This is a genomic window from Streptomyces sp. NPDC050856 (assembly GCF_040653855.1).
In the GTDB taxonomy this organism is placed as follows: Bacteria; Actinomycetota; Actinomycetes; order Streptomycetales; family Streptomycetaceae; genus Streptomyces.
This window is the reverse complement of sequence record NZ_JBFAGV010000003.1, coordinates 36,230-50,681: the sequence shown is the minus strand read 5'-3', so window position 1 is coordinate 50,681 and position 14,452 is coordinate 36,230. Positions and strand designations below refer to the sequence as shown.

Sequence of the window (14,452 nt, the reverse complement as noted above, 5' to 3'; positions counted from 1 at the left end):
TGGCCCCTTACACCGTACAAGGAGCTGTCCATGTCGGCGACGACCGCCGAGAAGCACCCCGCCCCCGCCCCCGCCGGCGGTCACCCGCAGCGCTGGCTGATCCTGGGCGTCATCTGCCTCGCCCAGCTCACCGTGCTGCTCGACAACACCGTCCTCAACGTCGCCATCCCCTCTCTCACCGGTGAACTCGACGCCTCCACCTCGGACGTCCAGTGGATGATCAACGCGTACTCGCTGGTCCAGTCCGGGCTGCTGCTCACCGCCGGCAACGCCGCCGACCGCTACGGCCGCAGGAAGATGCTGCTCACCGGCCTGGCGCTGTTCGGTGTCGGCTCGCTGGCCGCCGGGTTCGCCCAGTCGTCCGGGCAGCTCATCGCGGCCCGCGCGGGCATGGGCGTCGGCGGCGCGCTGCTGATGACCACCACCCTCGCCGTCGTCGTCCAGGTCTTCGACGACAGCGAGCGGGTCAAGGCCATCGCCCTGTGGTCCACCGTCAGTTCGCTGGGCTTCGCCGCCGGTCCGCTGATCGGCGGGGTCGTGCTCGACCACTTCTGGTGGGGCGCGATCTTCCTGATCAACCTGCCGGTCGCGGTCATCGGCCTGGTCGCGGTGGCCGCCCTGGTACCGGAGTCCAAGCACAAGCAGGGTGACCGGCCCGACCTGCTCGGCGCGCTGCTGTCCACGATCGGTATGACCGCCGTCGTGTACGCGATCATCTCCGGGCCGGAACACGGCTGGACCTCCGCCCAGGTCGGGGTCCCCGCCGCGCTGGGCGCCGTCGTCCTCGGCCTCTTCGCCCTGTGGGAACTGCGCACCCCGCACCCCATGCTGGACATGCACTTCTTCCGCGACCAGCGTTTCGTGGGAGCCGTCGCCGGCACCGTCCTGGTTGCCTTCGGGATGACCGGCTCGCTGTTCCTGCTCACCCAGCACCTCCAGTTCGTGCTCGGGTACGGGCCGTTGGACGCCGGCCTGCGGACGGCCCCGCTGGCGCTCACCGTCGTTGTCCTCAACCTGACGGGTCTCGCCGCGCGGCTGCTGCCCCGGCTGGGCACGCCCCTGACCATCGCCCTCGGCATGGCCATGGTCGCGGCCGGGCTCGCCTCCATCGCGGTGCTCGGCGGGGCACACGGGTACGGAGGGATGCTGCTCGGGCTCGTCGTCATGGGCATGGGCGTCGCACTGTCCATGCCCGCCATGGCCAACGCCATCATGAGCGCGATCCCGCCGGAGAAGGCGGGCGTGGGCGCGGGCATCAACGGCACCCTCGGTGAGTTCGGCAACGGACTGGGCGTGGCGGTCCTGGGCGCGGTGCTCAACTCCCGCTTCGCCGCGCTGGTGTCGGGCGCGGCCGTCTCGGCGGCGTCGCTGCCCGCCGCGCTCGCGGCGGCGGACGGACCCGCCGACCGGGCCCGTATCGCCGACGCCTTCGCCTCCGGACTGGAGACCAGCCAACTCGTCGGCGCGGTCGCCGTCCTGGCGGGCGGGCTGCTGGCGGCGCTGCTGCTGCGCCGGGCGGAGCGCGCGCGGGCATAGCATCGGGGCCCAGGAACGAGGAGGGAAGCCCCATGGTGTCGTCGGCCGACCGCGAGAACCGTCCGGCGCGGACGAGCGTATGGCTGCAGGGCAAGGCGCCACGGACCCGCAGGGCGGAGCAGCCCACCGGCCTCGACCGCGACAAGGTCACCGCGGCGGCGGTACGGCTGCTCGACGCGGAGGGTCTGGCCAAGTTCTCCATGCGGCGGCTCGCGGCGGAACTGAACGTCACCGCCATGTCCGTCTACTGGTACGTCGACACCAAGGACGACCTGCTGGAACTGGCCATCGACAGGGTCTTCGGCGAACTGGACCTCCCCGACCCGGCCGCCGGCGACGACTGGCGGGTCCAGCTCCGCCGGCTGGCGGCCGGCCACCGCGCCCTGCTGGTCCGCCACCCCTGGACCTCGCCGCTGATGGGGAGGTTCCTCAACATCGGCCCGCACGCGATGGCGTTCTCGCTGTGCGTCCAGGAGGTCATCCGCAACACGGGCCTGCCGGCGCACGGCCAGACCGGGGCCATGGCTGCGGTCTTCCAGTTCGTGTACGGATTCGGGACCATCGAGGGCCACTTCGTCCAGCGGTGCGCCGAGGCGGGCCTGAGCCAGGACGAGTACTACCAGCGGGCGATGGCCGTGATCCGTGAGCAGCCCGGGCTCGCGGAACCCTTCGAGCGGGCCACCGAGCTGATGGCGGCGCGGGGCGGGGACACGGTGCAGGAGATGCGGGAGCGGGACTTCGAGTTCGCCCTGAAGCTGCTGATCGCGGGCATCGAGGCGCTGACCTGACACCGGCGTCCCGAGGCCCCGGGGCGCCCCCTGGGGAGCTTCCGGTGAGCCGGGGCCCGGACGCCCAGCCCCGCCGCCCGGCGGGGCTCGCCGGGGAGCCCGGCGGCCCGGCGGAGCCCGGCGTCCCGGAGGGCCCTCCAGGCCCCCGGCGACGCCCGGCGGGGGCGAGGGCCCGGCCGCTCCGATTACCGCCGCGGACCCGGTTTCGGCAGGATGGGTGCCATGACCGAGATCCGCACCCCCCGACTCGTCCTGCGCCGCTGGCACGACGACGACCTCGTCCCGCTGTCGGAGATCCACGGCGACGCCGAGGTGATGCGCTGGATCGGCGACGGGTCGGTGCGCGACCTGGAGCAGACCGCCGAGGACATCGAGCGGTGGGAGGAGGAGTGGGACGAGGAGGGCTTCGGCGTCTTCGCCGTCGAGCTCCTCGGCTCCGGCGAACTGGCGGGTGCGGTGGGCCTGTCCGTACCGGAGTACCTGCCGCAGGTGCTGCCCGCCGTGGAGATCGGCTGGCGGCTGGGCCGCCAGTTCTGGGGCCAGGGGTACGCGTCGGAGGCCGCGCACGCCACCCTGGAGTTCGCCCTCCAGGACCGGGGCCTGGACCGGGTGGTGGCCGTCTGCCCCGTGGGCGACACGGCCTCGGCCAACATCGCCCGCAAGCTCGGCATGGAGCCGGAGCGCGGGACGACGCACCCGGAGTACGGCATCGCGCTCCGCGTCCACGCCATCGACCTCACCCAGTACCAGGGCTGAGGCGTCCCGGACGGCCCGGCCGCCGGACCGTCAGGCCCCGGGCAGCCCGCCCTGGACGGCCTGGATGTCCAGTTCCACCCGCAGCGTCGTGCCGATCGCCGAGATCCCCGCCTGCACCACCTGGTTGTAGTTCATCGCGAAGTCCTCCCGCCGCAGCTCCGCCGTGGCGCGGAACGCCGCCCGGACACCGCCCCACGGGTCGGGCCCGGTGCCCAGGTAGGTCAGGTCCAGGTCGACGTCCCGCACCACGCCGTGCAGGGAGAGCCTGCCGCGCACCGTCCAGCGGTCCGGGCCGGCCGGGGTCAGGGCGTGGCTGCGGTAGGTGATCTCCGGGTGGGCCTCGACGTCCAGGAAGTCGGGGGACTTCAGGTGCTTGTCCCGCAGACCGTTCCCGGTGTCCACCGACGCCGCCGCGATGACCGCCTCCACCCGGGACCCGGTGAGGTCGGGGGTGATCTCGATCCGGCCGCCGAAGTCGGTGAAGCGGCCGTGCACGCTGGAGATGCCCAGGTGCTGGGCCACCGCGCCGATCGTCGAGTGCGCCGGGTCCAGCGTCCACACGCCGGGCGGTGGCAGTTCGACGCCGCCCGCGCGGGCCAGCACCACCGTGCCCACCTCGGCGCGTCCGCTCGCCGTCACCAGCGCGGTGGACGCCGCCGGGGCGTACCCGAGGGCCGTGACGATCACCGTGTACGGGCCGGGGACCAGCGGCACGTCCGCCGCCACCACGCCGTCCGGGTCCGCGCCGGCCCGCAGCACCTGCGCGCCGGTCATGTCGGTCATGGTCACGACGGCGTGCTGGACGGCCCAGCCGTCCCGCGTCCGTACTTGTGCGCGAAGTCCCATCCCGTGTCTCTCCTCGGTACGAAAAAAAGCGGGCGGCAGGCCGTCCCCTGCCTGCCGCCCGGCCCCGGCCGCGCCTCCGCCGGAAGCGCGGCCGGAGGTCGATCACTCGCCCGGGTGGGCGAGTTCGATGTCGTGGCCGTCGACACCGCGGCCGGCCACCGTCAGCGCTCCGGCCACCGGCGGGTAGCCGGTCGCGATGACCGTGTACTCGCCCGAGTCGAGGTCGGCGAAGCCGTACGCGCCGTCCTCGCCGGTCGTGGCCGTGGCGACGACGTTCCCGGCCGCGTCGAGCAGGGTCACCCGGGCGTCGGCCAGCGGACGGTGGTCCGCGCCGGCCCGTACCGTGCCCTGAAGCCGGGCGCCGGACCGGAGCAGCGCCTCGATCCGGGTCACACCCTGGCCGCCGATCTCGACCGGCAGGGCGAGCGGCCGGTAACCGTCGGCGTTGACCGCGACGGTCACGGAGCCGGGCACCAGTTCGGCGAAGGCGAACCCGCCGTCCTCGGCGGACTTGCCGGTGGCCAGGACATCGCCGCGCACATCGGTGACGATCACCATCGCGCCCGCCACGGGCGCCTGGTCGTCGGCCGCCCTGACGGCACCGACCAGACCACTGGTACCGGAGAGCAGGATGTCGTACGCCATCGGCTCACCGCCGACGACCACGGTGGACGCCTGCGGCTGGTAGCCGTCGGCGGACGCGATCAGTACGTACGAACCGGCTCCCGGCGCGTCCAGCGTGTACCGGCCGTCGGCCTGGGCGACCGAGCGGCCGAGCTGGCGTCCGGCGAGGGAGATCAGCGTGACGGCGGCCCGGGCCACGGGCGTGCCGTCGGCGGTCCGCACGGTGCCGTGCACGGGGGTGCCGTCCACCACGGGGGGCGGCGGGGCGGTCGTCTCCACGCCGGCCGGTCCGGTGGCCGGTCCGGCGGCCGGCCCGGCGGCCGCGTCGGGGGAGGCGGCGACCGGGGCCGAACCCGGCTGACCGGCCGGTTCCGGGGCGGCGTGGCTCTTCAGCGCCACCTCCTTGATGAACAGCGTCACCAGGAAGGCCACCAGGGCGAACGGCGTCGCGTACAGGAAGACGTCGGCCACGCCGTGCCCGTACGCGCTCTCCACCACCGTCCGGATCGGGGCGGGCAGCTCGTCCAGGTCGGGGATGCCCCCGCCGGCCGTGCCGCCGTGCCCCAGCGCCGCACCGCGCGGGCCGAGTTCGGTGAGCCCGTCCTGGACGTAGTGCGTGACCCGGTTGGCCATGACCGCGCCCAGCGCCGAGACACCGATCGCACCGCCCAGGGAGCGGAAGAAGGTGACCACGGAGGAGGCGGCGCCGAGGTCGGCCGGGGCGACCTGGTTCTGCGTGCACAGCACCAGGTTCTGCATCATCATGCCCAGGCCGAGGCCCAGGACGGCCATGAAGACCGCGAGGTGCCAGTACTCGGTGTCGTACCGCATGGTGCCGAGCAGCCCGAGGCCCGCCGTCACCAGGACGCCACCGCTGACCAGCCAGGCCTTCCAGCGGCCCGTCTTGGTGATGACCCAGCCCGACACGGTCGACGAGACGAACAGCCCGCCGATCATCGGAATGGTCATGACGCCGGACATCGTCGGCGACTCGTCGCGCGCCAGCTGGAAGTACTGGCTGAAGAAGACCGTGCCGGCGAACATCGCGACACCGACGAAGAGGGAGGCCAGCGAGGCGAGGGTGATGGTGCGGTTGCGGAACAGCCGCAGCGGGATGATCGGCTCGCTCGCCCTGGACTCCACGAGGAGGAAGAGCGCGCCGAGCACGATCGATCCGGCGACCATCGTGTACGTCTGCCAGGACAGCCAGTCGTACTTGTCACCGGCGAAGGTCACCCACACCAGCAGCAGCGAGACGGCCGCGCTGATGAAGAAGGCACCGGCCCAGTCGACCTTGACCTGGCGCTTGACCACCGGGAGCTTCAGGGTCTTCTGGAGCACGATCAGGGCGATGACGGCGAAGGGCACGCCCACGTAGAAGCACCAGCGCCAGCCGAGCCAGTCGGTGTCGGTGATGACACCGCCCAGCAGCGGGCCGCCGACGGTGGCGACGGCGAAGGTGGCGCCGAGGTAGCCGCTGTACCGGCCGCGCTCACGCGGGGAGATCATCGCGGCCATGACGATCTGGGCGAGGGCGGACAGGCCGCCGACGCCGATGCCCTGGACGACACGGCAGGCGATGAGCATGCCGGCGTTCTGCGACAGGCCGGCCGCCGCCGAGCCCAGGACGTAGATGATCAGGGCTATCTGGACCAGCAGCTTCTTGGAGAAGAGGTCCGAGAGCTTGCCCCAGAGCGGGGTGGTCGCGGTCATCGCCAGCAGCGAGGCGGTCACGACCCAGGTGTAGGCGCTCTGCCCGCCGCCCAGGTCGGAGATGATCTCCGGCAGGGCGTTGGAGACGATCGTCGAGGACAGAATGGCGACGAACATGCCGAGCAGCAGCCCGGAGAGCGCCTCCATGATCTCCCGGTGCGTCATCGGCGCGCCGCTGTCACGGGTCCTGGCGTGGCCGCCCCGCACACCGGGTGGTGTGGTCGTAGCCAATGATCTTCCTTTACGTCGTTGATGCGGGTGTACGGGTGGCGTGGGCCCGGCAGTCTCCGAAGGAGTCCCGGAGGCGGGCCAGCATCACGCTGAGCTGTCCGACTTCGTCGTCGGTCCAGTCCTTGAGGTTGTGGGCGAACAGGTCGGCCGTCCGTCGGCCGAGGTCGTCGAGCACGGCCTGCCCGGCGGGCGTCAGCCGCAGGATGCGGGAGCGTTTGTCGCCGGGGTCGGGTTCGCGCTCGATCCAGCCGCGTTCGGCGACATGGGCCACGTGCCGGCTGGTCACCGACATGTCCACGGCGAGCAGCTCGGCGAGCCGGCTCATCCGCATCTCGCCGTACCGCCCGAGCAGGCTCAGTACGGCGGCGGACCCGGCGGGGCACTCGGCCGGCAGGGTCCGCGCGAAACCGCGCTTGACGGCGCCGATGGCGCTCAGTTGCCGGGCCAGTTCTTCGTACTGACTCCGCTCGGCCATTGGCACCCCCAGGCATCTTGTTGCTTAGGGCAACCATAAATTCAGTTGGTTGCTGAAGGCAAACGAAACCGGGCGAAGGCCGCTAAAGTCCTGGCAAAGGGACGGCAAACGGAACCGGAGGTGGGGAGCGGGCCGCCGGTTCGCTAGGGTCCTGCCCCATGGCACACAACCCGCACGCCCCTCAGGGCCCCGAGGGCAACTACGACCCCTCGGGCAGCACGCAGATGTTCCGCGCCTTCGTCGACGAGGGCACGCCACGGCGGCAGCAGCAGGTGGTCGCCCAGTCGGGGCCCCGATTCGGCCTCATCGCGGGCGTCGTCGCCGCCGTGGTGATCGTCGCGGCGGTCGCCTGGCTCGCGCTCGGCTGACCGCCCGCCCCGCCCGTCTCACTCCGGACGGGCGTCCTCATGCGCACCCGTGCGCACCTACTCCGCCGGTGCCCGCCCGCCGGGCGCCGGTGCCATGGCTCGCGCGGGCGACGTCCCCGACGTGCCGGGGCGGTCGGCGGACGCGCAGCGGCACGGCACGGCCCTGGACGGCAGGCGGCCGCACCCGCCTGCCGTCCGGCGGTGCGGGTGCCACCGGCCCGGTGGACCCGGGGGCGGTCCGGACGGCGGGTTCCGGGGGGCGTGCGCCGGTGCGCCCAGAACAGCGGCGGTGACGGTACGGGGACGAGCGATGCCGTACGGGCCTCCGGGCGCCGGAGCCCGAGCCGTACGGGCGCCCGTGTCCCTGGCGGGCTCGTACCCCGCGACTCGGCGTCATCGGCCGGACAGCGGCACCACGCCGCGCCGGGCGCACGCCGCGCCAGCCGGTCGGCCCGGTGGCGCGAGACCGTGCCGGGCGCCGGGCGGCCCTCCTCGGCGTCGCCGGTGGGCGGCGGGCACCCCCGCCGCGCGTCCCGCCACCGTCACCGCGCGCCGGTACGGCCGACGCGCGGCCGACGCGAGCGGGTCAGTCGGAGATGAGGCCCTCGCGCAGCTGGGCCAGGGTCCGGGTCAGCAGCCGGGAGACGTGCATCTGGGAGATGCCGACCTCCTCGCCGATCTGCGACTGCGTCATGTTGGCGAAGAAGCGCAGCATGATGATCTGCCGCTCCCGGGAGGGGAGTTTGGCCAGCAGCGGCTTGAGGGACTCTCTGTACTCGACGCCCTCCAGCGCCGCGTCCTCGTACCCGAGCCGGTCGGCCAGCGATCCCTCGCCGCCGTCGTCCTCGAGCGACGGCGAGTCCAGCGACGAGGCCGTGTACGCGTTGCCGACCGCGAGCCCGTCCACCACGTCCTCCTCCGACACGCCCAGCACGGCGGCGAGTTCGGGGACGGTCGGGGAGCGGTCGAGCTTCTGGGCCAGCTCGTCGCTGGCCTTGGTCAGCGCCAGCCGCAGCTCCTGGAGCCGGCGCGGCACGCGCACCGACCAGGAGGTGTCGCGGAAGAAGCGCTTGATCTCGCCGACCACGGTCGGCATGGCGAAGGTGGGGAACTCAACGCCCCGCTCGCAGTCGAACCGGTCGATCGCCTTGATCAGGCCGATGGTGCCGACCTGGACGATGTCCTCCATGGGCTCGTTGCGGGAGCGGAAGCGGGCCGCCGCGTACCGCACCAGCGGCAGGTTCAGCTCGATGAGGGTGTCGCGTACGTAGGTGCGCTCCGGGCTGTCGCTCGCTCCCTCGGCGTCCAGCGCGCGCAGCCGCAGGAACAGGGAGCGGGACAGAGTGCGGGTGTCGATGGCTACCGAGGCGTCGAGAAGCACGGCGGGTTCTTCGCTCTTGGTGAGCGTGAGCACCTTCGAGCTGCCCTGTTCTGCGGACATGCCACCCCCTTGAGGTCGCGGACGGTCGCGGTGGCCGCGACCATCGGAGGAACGCAGCCTCCACGTGAATACCGGCGCCGAGACTGCGGCAAACGCGGTTCCAGCAGAATGTCACATGTCGGCAACACGCTGTAGTGACTTGTCGACAAGAATGCGGCAAAACCACGCTGGAAACAGGGGGTGTGGGGGCATTTGCCCCCGGCGGCAGGGCCGAACGGGTCTACCTGATCAGGTTACGCGTCGATTCTGTTTGCGGATCTGAGGCGGGCGAAACTGCGGGCCAGAAGTCTTGACACATGCATCTGCGAGACACCCAGTTCCTGGCTGATCTGGGACTGGGTCAGATTGCTGTAGTAACGGAGCATCAGGATGCGCTGCTCGCGCTCAGGCAGCTGGACGAGGAGGTGCCGGACGAGGTCCCGGTGCTCGACCCCGGCCAGGGCGGGGTCCTCGTAGCCGAGCCGGTCGAGCAGCCCCGGCAGCCCGTCGCCCTCCTGGGCGGCCTCCAGGGAGGTCGCGTGGTACGAGCGTCCGGCCTCGATGCAGGCCAGGACCTCCTCCTCGGAGATCTTCAGCCGCTCGGCGATCTCGGCGGTGGTGGGGGAGCGGCCGTGCGCCGTGGTCAGGTCCTCGGTGGCGCCGTTGACCTGGACCCAGAGCTCGTGCAGCCGGCGCGGTACGTGCACGGTGCGGACGTTGTCCCGGAAGTACCTCTTGATCTCGCCGACCACGGTCGGCATCGCGAACGTCGGGAACTGCACGCCCCGGTCCGGGTCGAACCGGTCGATGGCGTTGATCAGGCCGATGGTGCCGACCTGGACGACGTCCTCCATGGGCTCGTTGCGGGAGCGGAAGCGGGCCGCCGCGTACCGCACCAGGGGCAGGTTCGCCTCGATCAGCGCCCCGCGCACCCGGTGGTGCTCCGGAGTGCCCGGCTCCAGGTTCTTGAGCTGGCCGAAGAGGACCTGGGTGAGGGCCCGGGTGTCGGCGGCCCGGCCCTGCGGCTTGGCCGCGCGGTTCTCCGACTCGTTCTGGGGCGGCACCTGTTGAGGCGTCGTACTGGCCGGCACGTTCACGCCACCCCTTTGCGGTCAACATTGCGGCAACTACGGTCAACTCATCCGTCAAAAGCGGTCATAGCATCACAAGACATGTCCACTGTGTGCAAGCACCTGATAGCGTCGTGTTGTGGACAGCGAAAAGCCCCGCACCACCGGTGCGGGGCCGCGGAGCCGGAAGGCCGGGCTCAGAATTCGTAGTCGGCGATCACCCACGTGGCGAACTCCCGCCACTGCCCGGCGGCCGCCTGGTGGGCCGGGTGCTCGATGTACCGCTTCAGCGCGTCCGCGTCGGCGACGGCCGAGTTGATGGCGAAGTCGTACGCGATGGGCCGGTCGGTGATGTTCCACGCGCACTCCCAGAACTCCAGCTCCGGGATCCTCCCGCCCAGCTCCTGGAAGGCCTTCGCGCCGGCGGCCACTCGCGGCTCGTCGCGCCGCACACCGTCATTGAGCTTGAAGAGGACCAGGTGGCGGATCACAAGGACTCCTAGTTGACGAGCTCGGTCATGAAGTCACCGACGCCCTGCGCGGCGCTGGAAATGCCCTCGAACCCTACCTGCACGAGGTCGGCGGCCCGCTGCGGGGAATTGATGATCGTGTAGAGCACGAAGACGACGACGACATACAGCGTGATCTTCTTCGCTTGCACCATCGGGCCTGTCTCCCCCTGTGATCCCCTGGACGGTCGCGTGAGTCTAACCGAGCCCCCACGGGCCAAGACCCAGCCTCGTACGGCCCCTTGCCGGGGCTTCCGGGAGGCGCCGGAGCGGGAGGGGGGAACGAAGAAGGGCCCCGGCGTCGATCCGCGCGGGGCCCTCTCGTGAAGAGCGGTAGCGGAGGGATTTGAACCCTCGGTGACTTGCGCCACACTCGCTTTCGAGGCGAGCTCCTTCGGCCGCTCGGACACGCTACCGAGAGAGAGCTTAGCCCAAAGGTGCCGCTTCGCCGAAATCCATGGTCAGTGGTGTCGGCGGCGGTGCCAGCGGCGCGTGCTCAGCGGTCCCGGAAGAAGCGGGTGAGCTGTACGGAGCACTCGTCGGCCAGCACCCCCTGCACCACTTCCGGGCGGTGGTTGAGCCGCCGGTCCCGTACCAGGTCCCACAGGGACCCGACCCCGCCGGCCTTCTCGTCCAGCGCCCCGAACACCACCCGGTCCACCCGGGACTGCACCAGCGCGCCCGCGCACATCACACACGGCTCGAGCGTCACGACCAGCGTGCAACCGGTCAGCCGCCACCGGCCCAACCGCCCGGCGGCCCGGCGCAGCGCCAGCACCTCGGCGTGCGCCGTGGGGTCGCCGGTCGCCTCGCGCTCGTTGTGACCGGTCGCCAGGACCGTGCCGTCCGGGGACAGCACGACCGCGCCGACCGGCACGTCGCCGGCCCGCGCGGCGCGCTCGGCCTCCTCCATCGCCCGCCGCATCGCCGCCCGCCACGGATCCCGTACGGCATCGGCCTCCGGCACCGTCTCGGGCACGGCACGGGGGCCGGACGAGTACGGGGACGGCGGGCGGGGTTCGGGCTGCGAGGGCGAGGCGGACACGGGAACAGGGTCTCGTACCGGACGGGATGGTCCTAACGGACGGCCTCCAGCACCTCCGCCGCGCCCAGCGCGTCCGCGATCTCGCTGAGCGCGTCGGTGTCGAGCTTCAGCAGCTCCTTCTCCGACAGCCCCAGATCGGCCAGGACCTCCCGGTCCCCGACCGGCTCCGGCGGCACGGCCTCGGCCGCCACCTCCGCGTCCTCCTCCTCGTCGTCCCCGGCCGGCTCTCCCTCCTCCGTGCCGTCCAGGTCCAGCGCGTCCAGGTCGGGGGCGACGTCGTCCTCGACGTCGCCCAGCAGTTCCTTGGTGAGGATCTCCCCGTAGGAGGAGCGGGCGGCGGCGGCGCCGTCCGAGACGTAGATACGCGGGTCGTCCTCACCCTCCACACGGACGATTCCGAACCACGCGTCCTCCTGCTCGATGAAGACGATCACTGTGTCGTCGTCCACCGATGCCTCACGGGCCAGGTCGGTCAGATCCGACAAGGTCTCCACATCGTCGAGCTCTGTGTCGCTCGCTTCCCACCCGTCTTCGGTGCGCGCGAGCAGTGCGGCGAAGTACACCGTGACTCTCCCACTGATCAGAGGTGTGACGATCGGGCGGCACGTCTTCCGCATGCCCCGCCCACTCGGCATCGTGGCAGACGCGAGGGCTTCACGAGACGTCTTCCGCCGTTGCGTCGTGCACCAGTCTGGGTCCGACGGCCGGTCCGTGTCACCAGTCCTCCCCGGGGTGTCACCAGCGGAAGGTGCGCATGCGCATCGCCTGGCGCATCCTGGCGGCCCTCGCCCGGCGCGGCTGGACGCGGTCGCGCAGCGCCTTGGCCTCGTTCAGCTCGCGCAGGAACTGCGCGCGGCGCCTCCGGCGCTCCGCGTCGCTCTCCTGACGCTCCTGCTCCCGCTCCGGTTCTTCCCGGTCCGGCATGGCGACACCACCCCACCGCTGGGTCCGTCTGACCCCACCTTCCCTCCGCGACCGGGGTTGATGCCAGTGCGGCTACTGTTGAGGGCATGCGGATCCACGTCGTCGACCACCCGCTGGTGGCGCACAAACTCACCACGCTGCGCGACAGGCGCACCGACTCCCCGACCTTCCGGCGGCTCGCCGACGAGCTGGTCACCCTGCTCGCGTACGAGGCCACCCGGGACGTGCGCACCGAGCAGGTCGACATCGACACCCCCGTGACCCGGACGGCCGGGGTGAAGCTGTCCCACCCGCGCCCGCTGGTGGTGCCGATCCTCCGGGCCGGCCTGGGCATGCTCGACGGCATGGTGCGGCTGCTGCCGACCGCCGAAGTGGGTTTCCTCGGCATGATCCGCAACGAGGAGACGCTGGAGGCGTCGACGTACGCCACCCGGATGCCGGAGGACCTCTCCGGCCGTCAGGTCTACGTCCTGGACCCGATGCTGGCCACCGGTGGCACGCTGGTCGCCGCGATCCGGGAGCTGATCGAGCGCGGTGCCGACGACGTGACGGCCGTGGTGCTGCTGGCGGCGCCGGAGGGCGTCGAGGTGATGGAGCGCGAGCTGGCGGGCACGCCGGTCACCGTCGTCACCGCCTCGGTCGACGAGCGCCTCAACGAGCACGGTTACATCGTCCCGGGCCTGGGCGACGCGGGCGACCGCATGTACGGCACGGCCGACTGAGCCCAGCGGGATCGTTTCGCCGCCGGTGAGCCGGTGAGCCGGTCGGTCGGCCGGGCCAGTGGGCCGCTGAGCTGCCCCGGCCGTCGGGCTGCCGCGTCGCGGCCCGGCGACCGCTCCGTCCCGGGGTGGCCGCGGGCCCCGTGGGCCGGCCGGCCGGGGTGGGTGCCGGGCTCCGGTGGTCCGCCTCAGGTCTCGCAGGGGGCGGGCTGCTTGGTCGGGGCCGGCCGGGTCAGGGCGGCGAGGGCCGCGTTGGCGGTCTTCATCGGGGTGAGGGCACGGAACGCGGTACCGATGATCAGGTCCACGTCCGCCGTCGCGCGGGTGTCCGTCCTGACCGTCGCGCCCTTCAGTTGCGTACCGAGGACCGGGAAGGCGCCCTTGGTGGCGGCCGGCGCGCCGAGCACGACCGCCGGGCCGGCGACCTTCTTGTCGTAGGCGGCCGGAGCGTTGCCCACCTTGCCGATGGTGAAGCCGCGCCGCTTCAGCTCGTCGGCGGTCGACTTGGCGAGGCCGCCGCGCGGCGTGGCGTTGTAGACGTTGACCGTGATGTCCGCGGGCAGCGGCAGGGCCCGGGCAGCGGCGACGACGGGGCGCGTGGCGCGGCGATCGCGCTCGCAGTCGGGACCGGCCGCCGTGGCGCGTCTGCCGCTTTCCCCGCCACCGCCGCCGAAGATGTCGATGAGCTGCACCGTTCCCCAGCCGGCCAGCCCCAGGGCGAGTACCGCGGCGACGGCCGCGAGCACGATCCGGCGGCGGTGGCGCGGGCGGCGCATCCGGGGGTACGCGTTACCCGTGATGCGGTACTTACCGCCCATACCGGGGGGAGTGAGCATGCTCATGGGCGCAGCGTAGTGCCGCCCGCCGACCATGCCTACTAAAGGATCAACGGATGAGGGCCGGACGGGGCGGAAAGAGCCCGAAAGGCGCAGCGGACCGCGCCAGGACTCAGTCCAGTTCCAGCACCCGGGCGTGCAGCACCTGCCGCTGCTGCAGAGCCGCGCGTACGGCGCGGTGCAGTCCGTCCTCCAGGTAGAGGTCGCCCCGCCACTTCACGACGTGCGCGAAGAGGTCGCCGTAGAAGGTGGAGTCCTCGGCGAGGAGCGTCTCCAGATCCAGCTGGCCCTTGGTGGTCACCAGCTGATCGAGGCGGACCGGGCGCGGCGCGACATCCGCCCACTGCCGGGTGCTTTCCCGGCCGTGGTCGGGATACGGCCGCCCGTTACCGATGCGCTTGAAGATCACACGGAAAGCCTACCGGGCGAGCGGCTCCCGGCGCAGCCATGCCGCAGGGGCATACCCGGGCGACAAACATGGGGAAAACGGGCAATCCGTGCCCTCGGTGCCGGTGGCACGGGGCGACGCGCCACCGACGGGTGAAATCCCCGCCGACGGCGCGTCGCCATCCGTGCGTCATGTGTGCGGCGG

The 14,452-nt window shown here is 72.1% G+C and carries 17 protein-coding genes and 1 tRNA gene; 5 read left to right on the top strand and 13 right to left on the bottom strand.

Annotated elements, in window-relative coordinates:
• Nucleotides 1-30 precede the first annotated feature (30 nt).
• The 3 genes from AB0H53_RS03630 (at nt 31) to AB0H53_RS03620 (ending at nt 3,080) form a co-directional block, all read left to right on the top strand.
• On the top strand, nt 31-1,536 hold the full coding sequence (locus AB0H53_RS03630) for an MFS transporter (protein WP_362106567.1): 1,506 nt from the start codon (nt 31-33) through the stop codon (nt 1,534-1,536).
• A gap of 32 nt (nt 1,537-1,568) precedes the next feature.
• Nucleotides 1,569-2,324 (top strand): TetR/AcrR family transcriptional regulator C-terminal domain-containing protein, encoded by a 756-nt coding sequence (locus tag AB0H53_RS03625; RefSeq protein ID WP_362106564.1) that lies wholly within the window; start codon nt 1,569-1,571, stop codon nt 2,322-2,324.
• A gap of 222 nt (nt 2,325-2,546) precedes the next feature.
• Nucleotides 2,547-3,080: a GNAT family N-acetyltransferase gene (locus AB0H53_RS03620; protein ID WP_362106561.1), complete on the top strand. Its 534-nt coding sequence runs from the start codon at nt 2,547-2,549 to the stop codon at nt 3,078-3,080.
• Between the two features lie 30 nt (nt 3,081-3,110).
• On the opposite strand, the gene AB0H53_RS03615 is transcribed toward AB0H53_RS03620, so the two are convergent.
• The 3 genes from AB0H53_RS03615 to AB0H53_RS03605 all read right to left on the bottom strand — a co-directional run bounded on the left by AB0H53_RS03615 (nt 3,111) and on the right by AB0H53_RS03605 (nt 6,969).
• Complete coding sequence (locus AB0H53_RS03615) at nt 3,111-3,926, bottom strand: YceI family protein (RefSeq protein WP_362106558.1); 816 nt, start codon at nt 3,924-3,926, stop codon at nt 3,111-3,113.
• 102 nt (nt 3,927-4,028) lie between these two features.
• Complete coding sequence (locus AB0H53_RS03610; RefSeq protein ID WP_362106555.1) at nt 4,029-6,494, bottom strand: MFS transporter; 2,466 nt, start codon at nt 6,492-6,494, stop codon at nt 4,029-4,031.
• Nucleotides 6,495-6,504: 10 nt separating this feature from the next.
• Entirely contained in the window at nt 6,505-6,969 is a 465-nt protein-coding gene (locus tag AB0H53_RS03605) for a MarR family transcriptional regulator (protein ID WP_362106552.1), read from the bottom strand.
• Between the two features lie 158 nt (nt 6,970-7,127).
• On the opposite strand from AB0H53_RS03605, the gene AB0H53_RS03600 reads away from it, so the two are divergent.
• Nucleotides 7,128-7,337, top strand: a complete 210-nt coding sequence (locus AB0H53_RS03600) for a hypothetical protein (protein ID WP_362106549.1) — start codon at nt 7,128-7,130, stop codon at nt 7,335-7,337.
• Between the two features lie 586 nt (nt 7,338-7,923).
• On the opposite strand, the gene AB0H53_RS03595 is transcribed toward AB0H53_RS03600, so the two are convergent.
• The 8 genes from AB0H53_RS03595 to AB0H53_RS03560 all read right to left on the bottom strand — a co-directional run bounded on the left by AB0H53_RS03595 (nt 7,924) and on the right by AB0H53_RS03560 (nt 12,305).
• Nucleotides 7,924-8,778 (bottom strand): RNA polymerase sigma factor SigF, encoded by an 855-nt coding sequence (locus tag AB0H53_RS03595; RefSeq protein ID WP_362106546.1) that lies wholly within the window; start codon nt 8,776-8,778, stop codon nt 7,924-7,926.
• Nucleotides 8,779-9,011: 233 nt separating this feature from the next.
• The gene (locus AB0H53_RS03590; RefSeq protein WP_362106543.1) at nt 9,012-9,848 is read right to left on the bottom strand and encodes an RNA polymerase sigma factor SigF; all 837 of its coding nucleotides are present in this window, start codon (nt 9,846-9,848) and stop codon (nt 9,012-9,014) included.
• A 176-nt stretch (nt 9,849-10,024) separates the two neighbouring features.
• Nucleotides 10,025-10,318, bottom strand: a complete 294-nt coding sequence (locus tag AB0H53_RS03585) for a Dabb family protein (protein ID WP_362106541.1) — start codon at nt 10,316-10,318, stop codon at nt 10,025-10,027.
• An 8-nt stretch (nt 10,319-10,326) separates the two neighbouring features.
• Entirely contained in the window at nt 10,327-10,491 is a 165-nt protein-coding gene (locus tag AB0H53_RS03580) for a hypothetical protein (protein ID WP_362106538.1), read from the bottom strand.
• Nucleotides 10,492-10,667: 176 nt separating this feature from the next.
• Nucleotides 10,668-10,752 (bottom strand) — tRNA-Ser (locus tag AB0H53_RS03575).
• An 80-nt stretch (nt 10,753-10,832) separates the two neighbouring features.
• Nucleotides 10,833-11,261, bottom strand: a complete 429-nt coding sequence (tadA, locus tag AB0H53_RS03570; RefSeq protein ID WP_362107205.1) for a tRNA adenosine(34) deaminase TadA — start codon at nt 11,259-11,261, stop codon at nt 10,833-10,835.
• A 152-nt stretch (nt 11,262-11,413) separates the two neighbouring features.
• Nucleotides 11,414-11,944: a hypothetical protein gene (locus AB0H53_RS03565; protein WP_362106535.1), complete on the bottom strand. Its 531-nt coding sequence runs from the start codon at nt 11,942-11,944 to the stop codon at nt 11,414-11,416.
• Between the two features lie 172 nt (nt 11,945-12,116).
• The gene (locus AB0H53_RS03560) at nt 12,117-12,305 is read right to left on the bottom strand and encodes a hypothetical protein (RefSeq protein WP_362106532.1); all 189 of its coding nucleotides are present in this window, start codon (nt 12,303-12,305) and stop codon (nt 12,117-12,119) included.
• Nucleotides 12,306-12,391: 86 nt separating this feature from the next.
• On the opposite strand from AB0H53_RS03560, the gene upp reads away from it, so the two are divergent.
• Entirely contained in the window at nt 12,392-13,027 is a 636-nt protein-coding gene (gene upp / locus AB0H53_RS03555; RefSeq protein ID WP_362106529.1) for a uracil phosphoribosyltransferase, read from the top strand.
• A 185-nt stretch (nt 13,028-13,212) separates the two neighbouring features.
• Here the strand turns inward: upp and AB0H53_RS03550 are convergent, their stop codons facing one another.
• Both AB0H53_RS03550 and AB0H53_RS03545 read right to left on the bottom strand, forming a co-directional pair.
• Nucleotides 13,213-13,866, bottom strand: a complete 654-nt coding sequence (locus AB0H53_RS03550; protein WP_362106526.1) for a LytR C-terminal domain-containing protein — start codon at nt 13,864-13,866, stop codon at nt 13,213-13,215.
• 106 nt (nt 13,867-13,972) lie between these two features.
• On the bottom strand, nt 13,973-14,269 hold the full coding sequence (locus AB0H53_RS03545; RefSeq protein WP_003949502.1) for a type II toxin-antitoxin system VapB family antitoxin: 297 nt from the start codon (nt 14,267-14,269) through the stop codon (nt 13,973-13,975).
• Between the last annotated feature and the right edge of the window lie 183 nt (nt 14,270-14,452).

Excerpts from the sequence above, each read along its gene's own strand:
- AB0H53_RS03630 (WP_362106567.1), top strand. The coding sequence starts at position 31 with ATGTCGGCGACGACCGCCGAGAAGCACCCCGCCCCCGCCCCCGCCGGC.
- AB0H53_RS03625 (WP_362106564.1), top strand. The coding sequence starts at position 1,569 with ATGGTGTCGTCGGCCGACCGCGAGAACCGTCCGGCGCGGACGAGCGTA.
- AB0H53_RS03620 (WP_362106561.1), top strand. The coding sequence starts at position 2,547 with ATGACCGAGATCCGCACCCCCCGACTCGTCCTGCGCCGCTGGCACGAC.
- AB0H53_RS03615 (WP_362106558.1), bottom strand. The coding sequence starts at position 3,926 with ATGGGACTTCGCGCACAAGTACGGACGCGGGACGGCTGGGCCGTCCAG.
- AB0H53_RS03605 (WP_362106552.1), bottom strand. The coding sequence starts at position 6,969 with ATGGCCGAGCGGAGTCAGTACGAAGAACTGGCCCGGCAACTGAGCGCC.
- AB0H53_RS03600 (WP_362106549.1), top strand. The coding sequence starts at position 7,128 with ATGGCACACAACCCGCACGCCCCTCAGGGCCCCGAGGGCAACTACGAC.
- AB0H53_RS03595 (WP_362106546.1), bottom strand. The coding sequence starts at position 8,778 with ATGTCCGCAGAACAGGGCAGCTCGAAGGTGCTCACGCTCACCAAGAGC.
- AB0H53_RS03580 (WP_362106538.1), bottom strand. The coding sequence starts at position 10,491 with ATGGTGCAAGCGAAGAAGATCACGCTGTATGTCGTCGTCGTCTTCGTG.
- tadA (WP_362107205.1), bottom strand. The coding sequence starts at position 11,261 with ATGCGGCGGGCGATGGAGGAGGCCGAGCGCGCCGCGCGGGCCGGCGAC.
- AB0H53_RS03560 (WP_362106532.1), bottom strand. The coding sequence starts at position 12,305 with ATGCCGGACCGGGAAGAACCGGAGCGGGAGCAGGAGCGTCAGGAGAGC.
- upp (WP_362106529.1), top strand. The coding sequence starts at position 12,392 with ATGCGGATCCACGTCGTCGACCACCCGCTGGTGGCGCACAAACTCACC.
- AB0H53_RS03550 (WP_362106526.1), bottom strand. The coding sequence starts at position 13,866 with ATGAGCATGCTCACTCCCCCCGGTATGGGCGGTAAGTACCGCATCACG.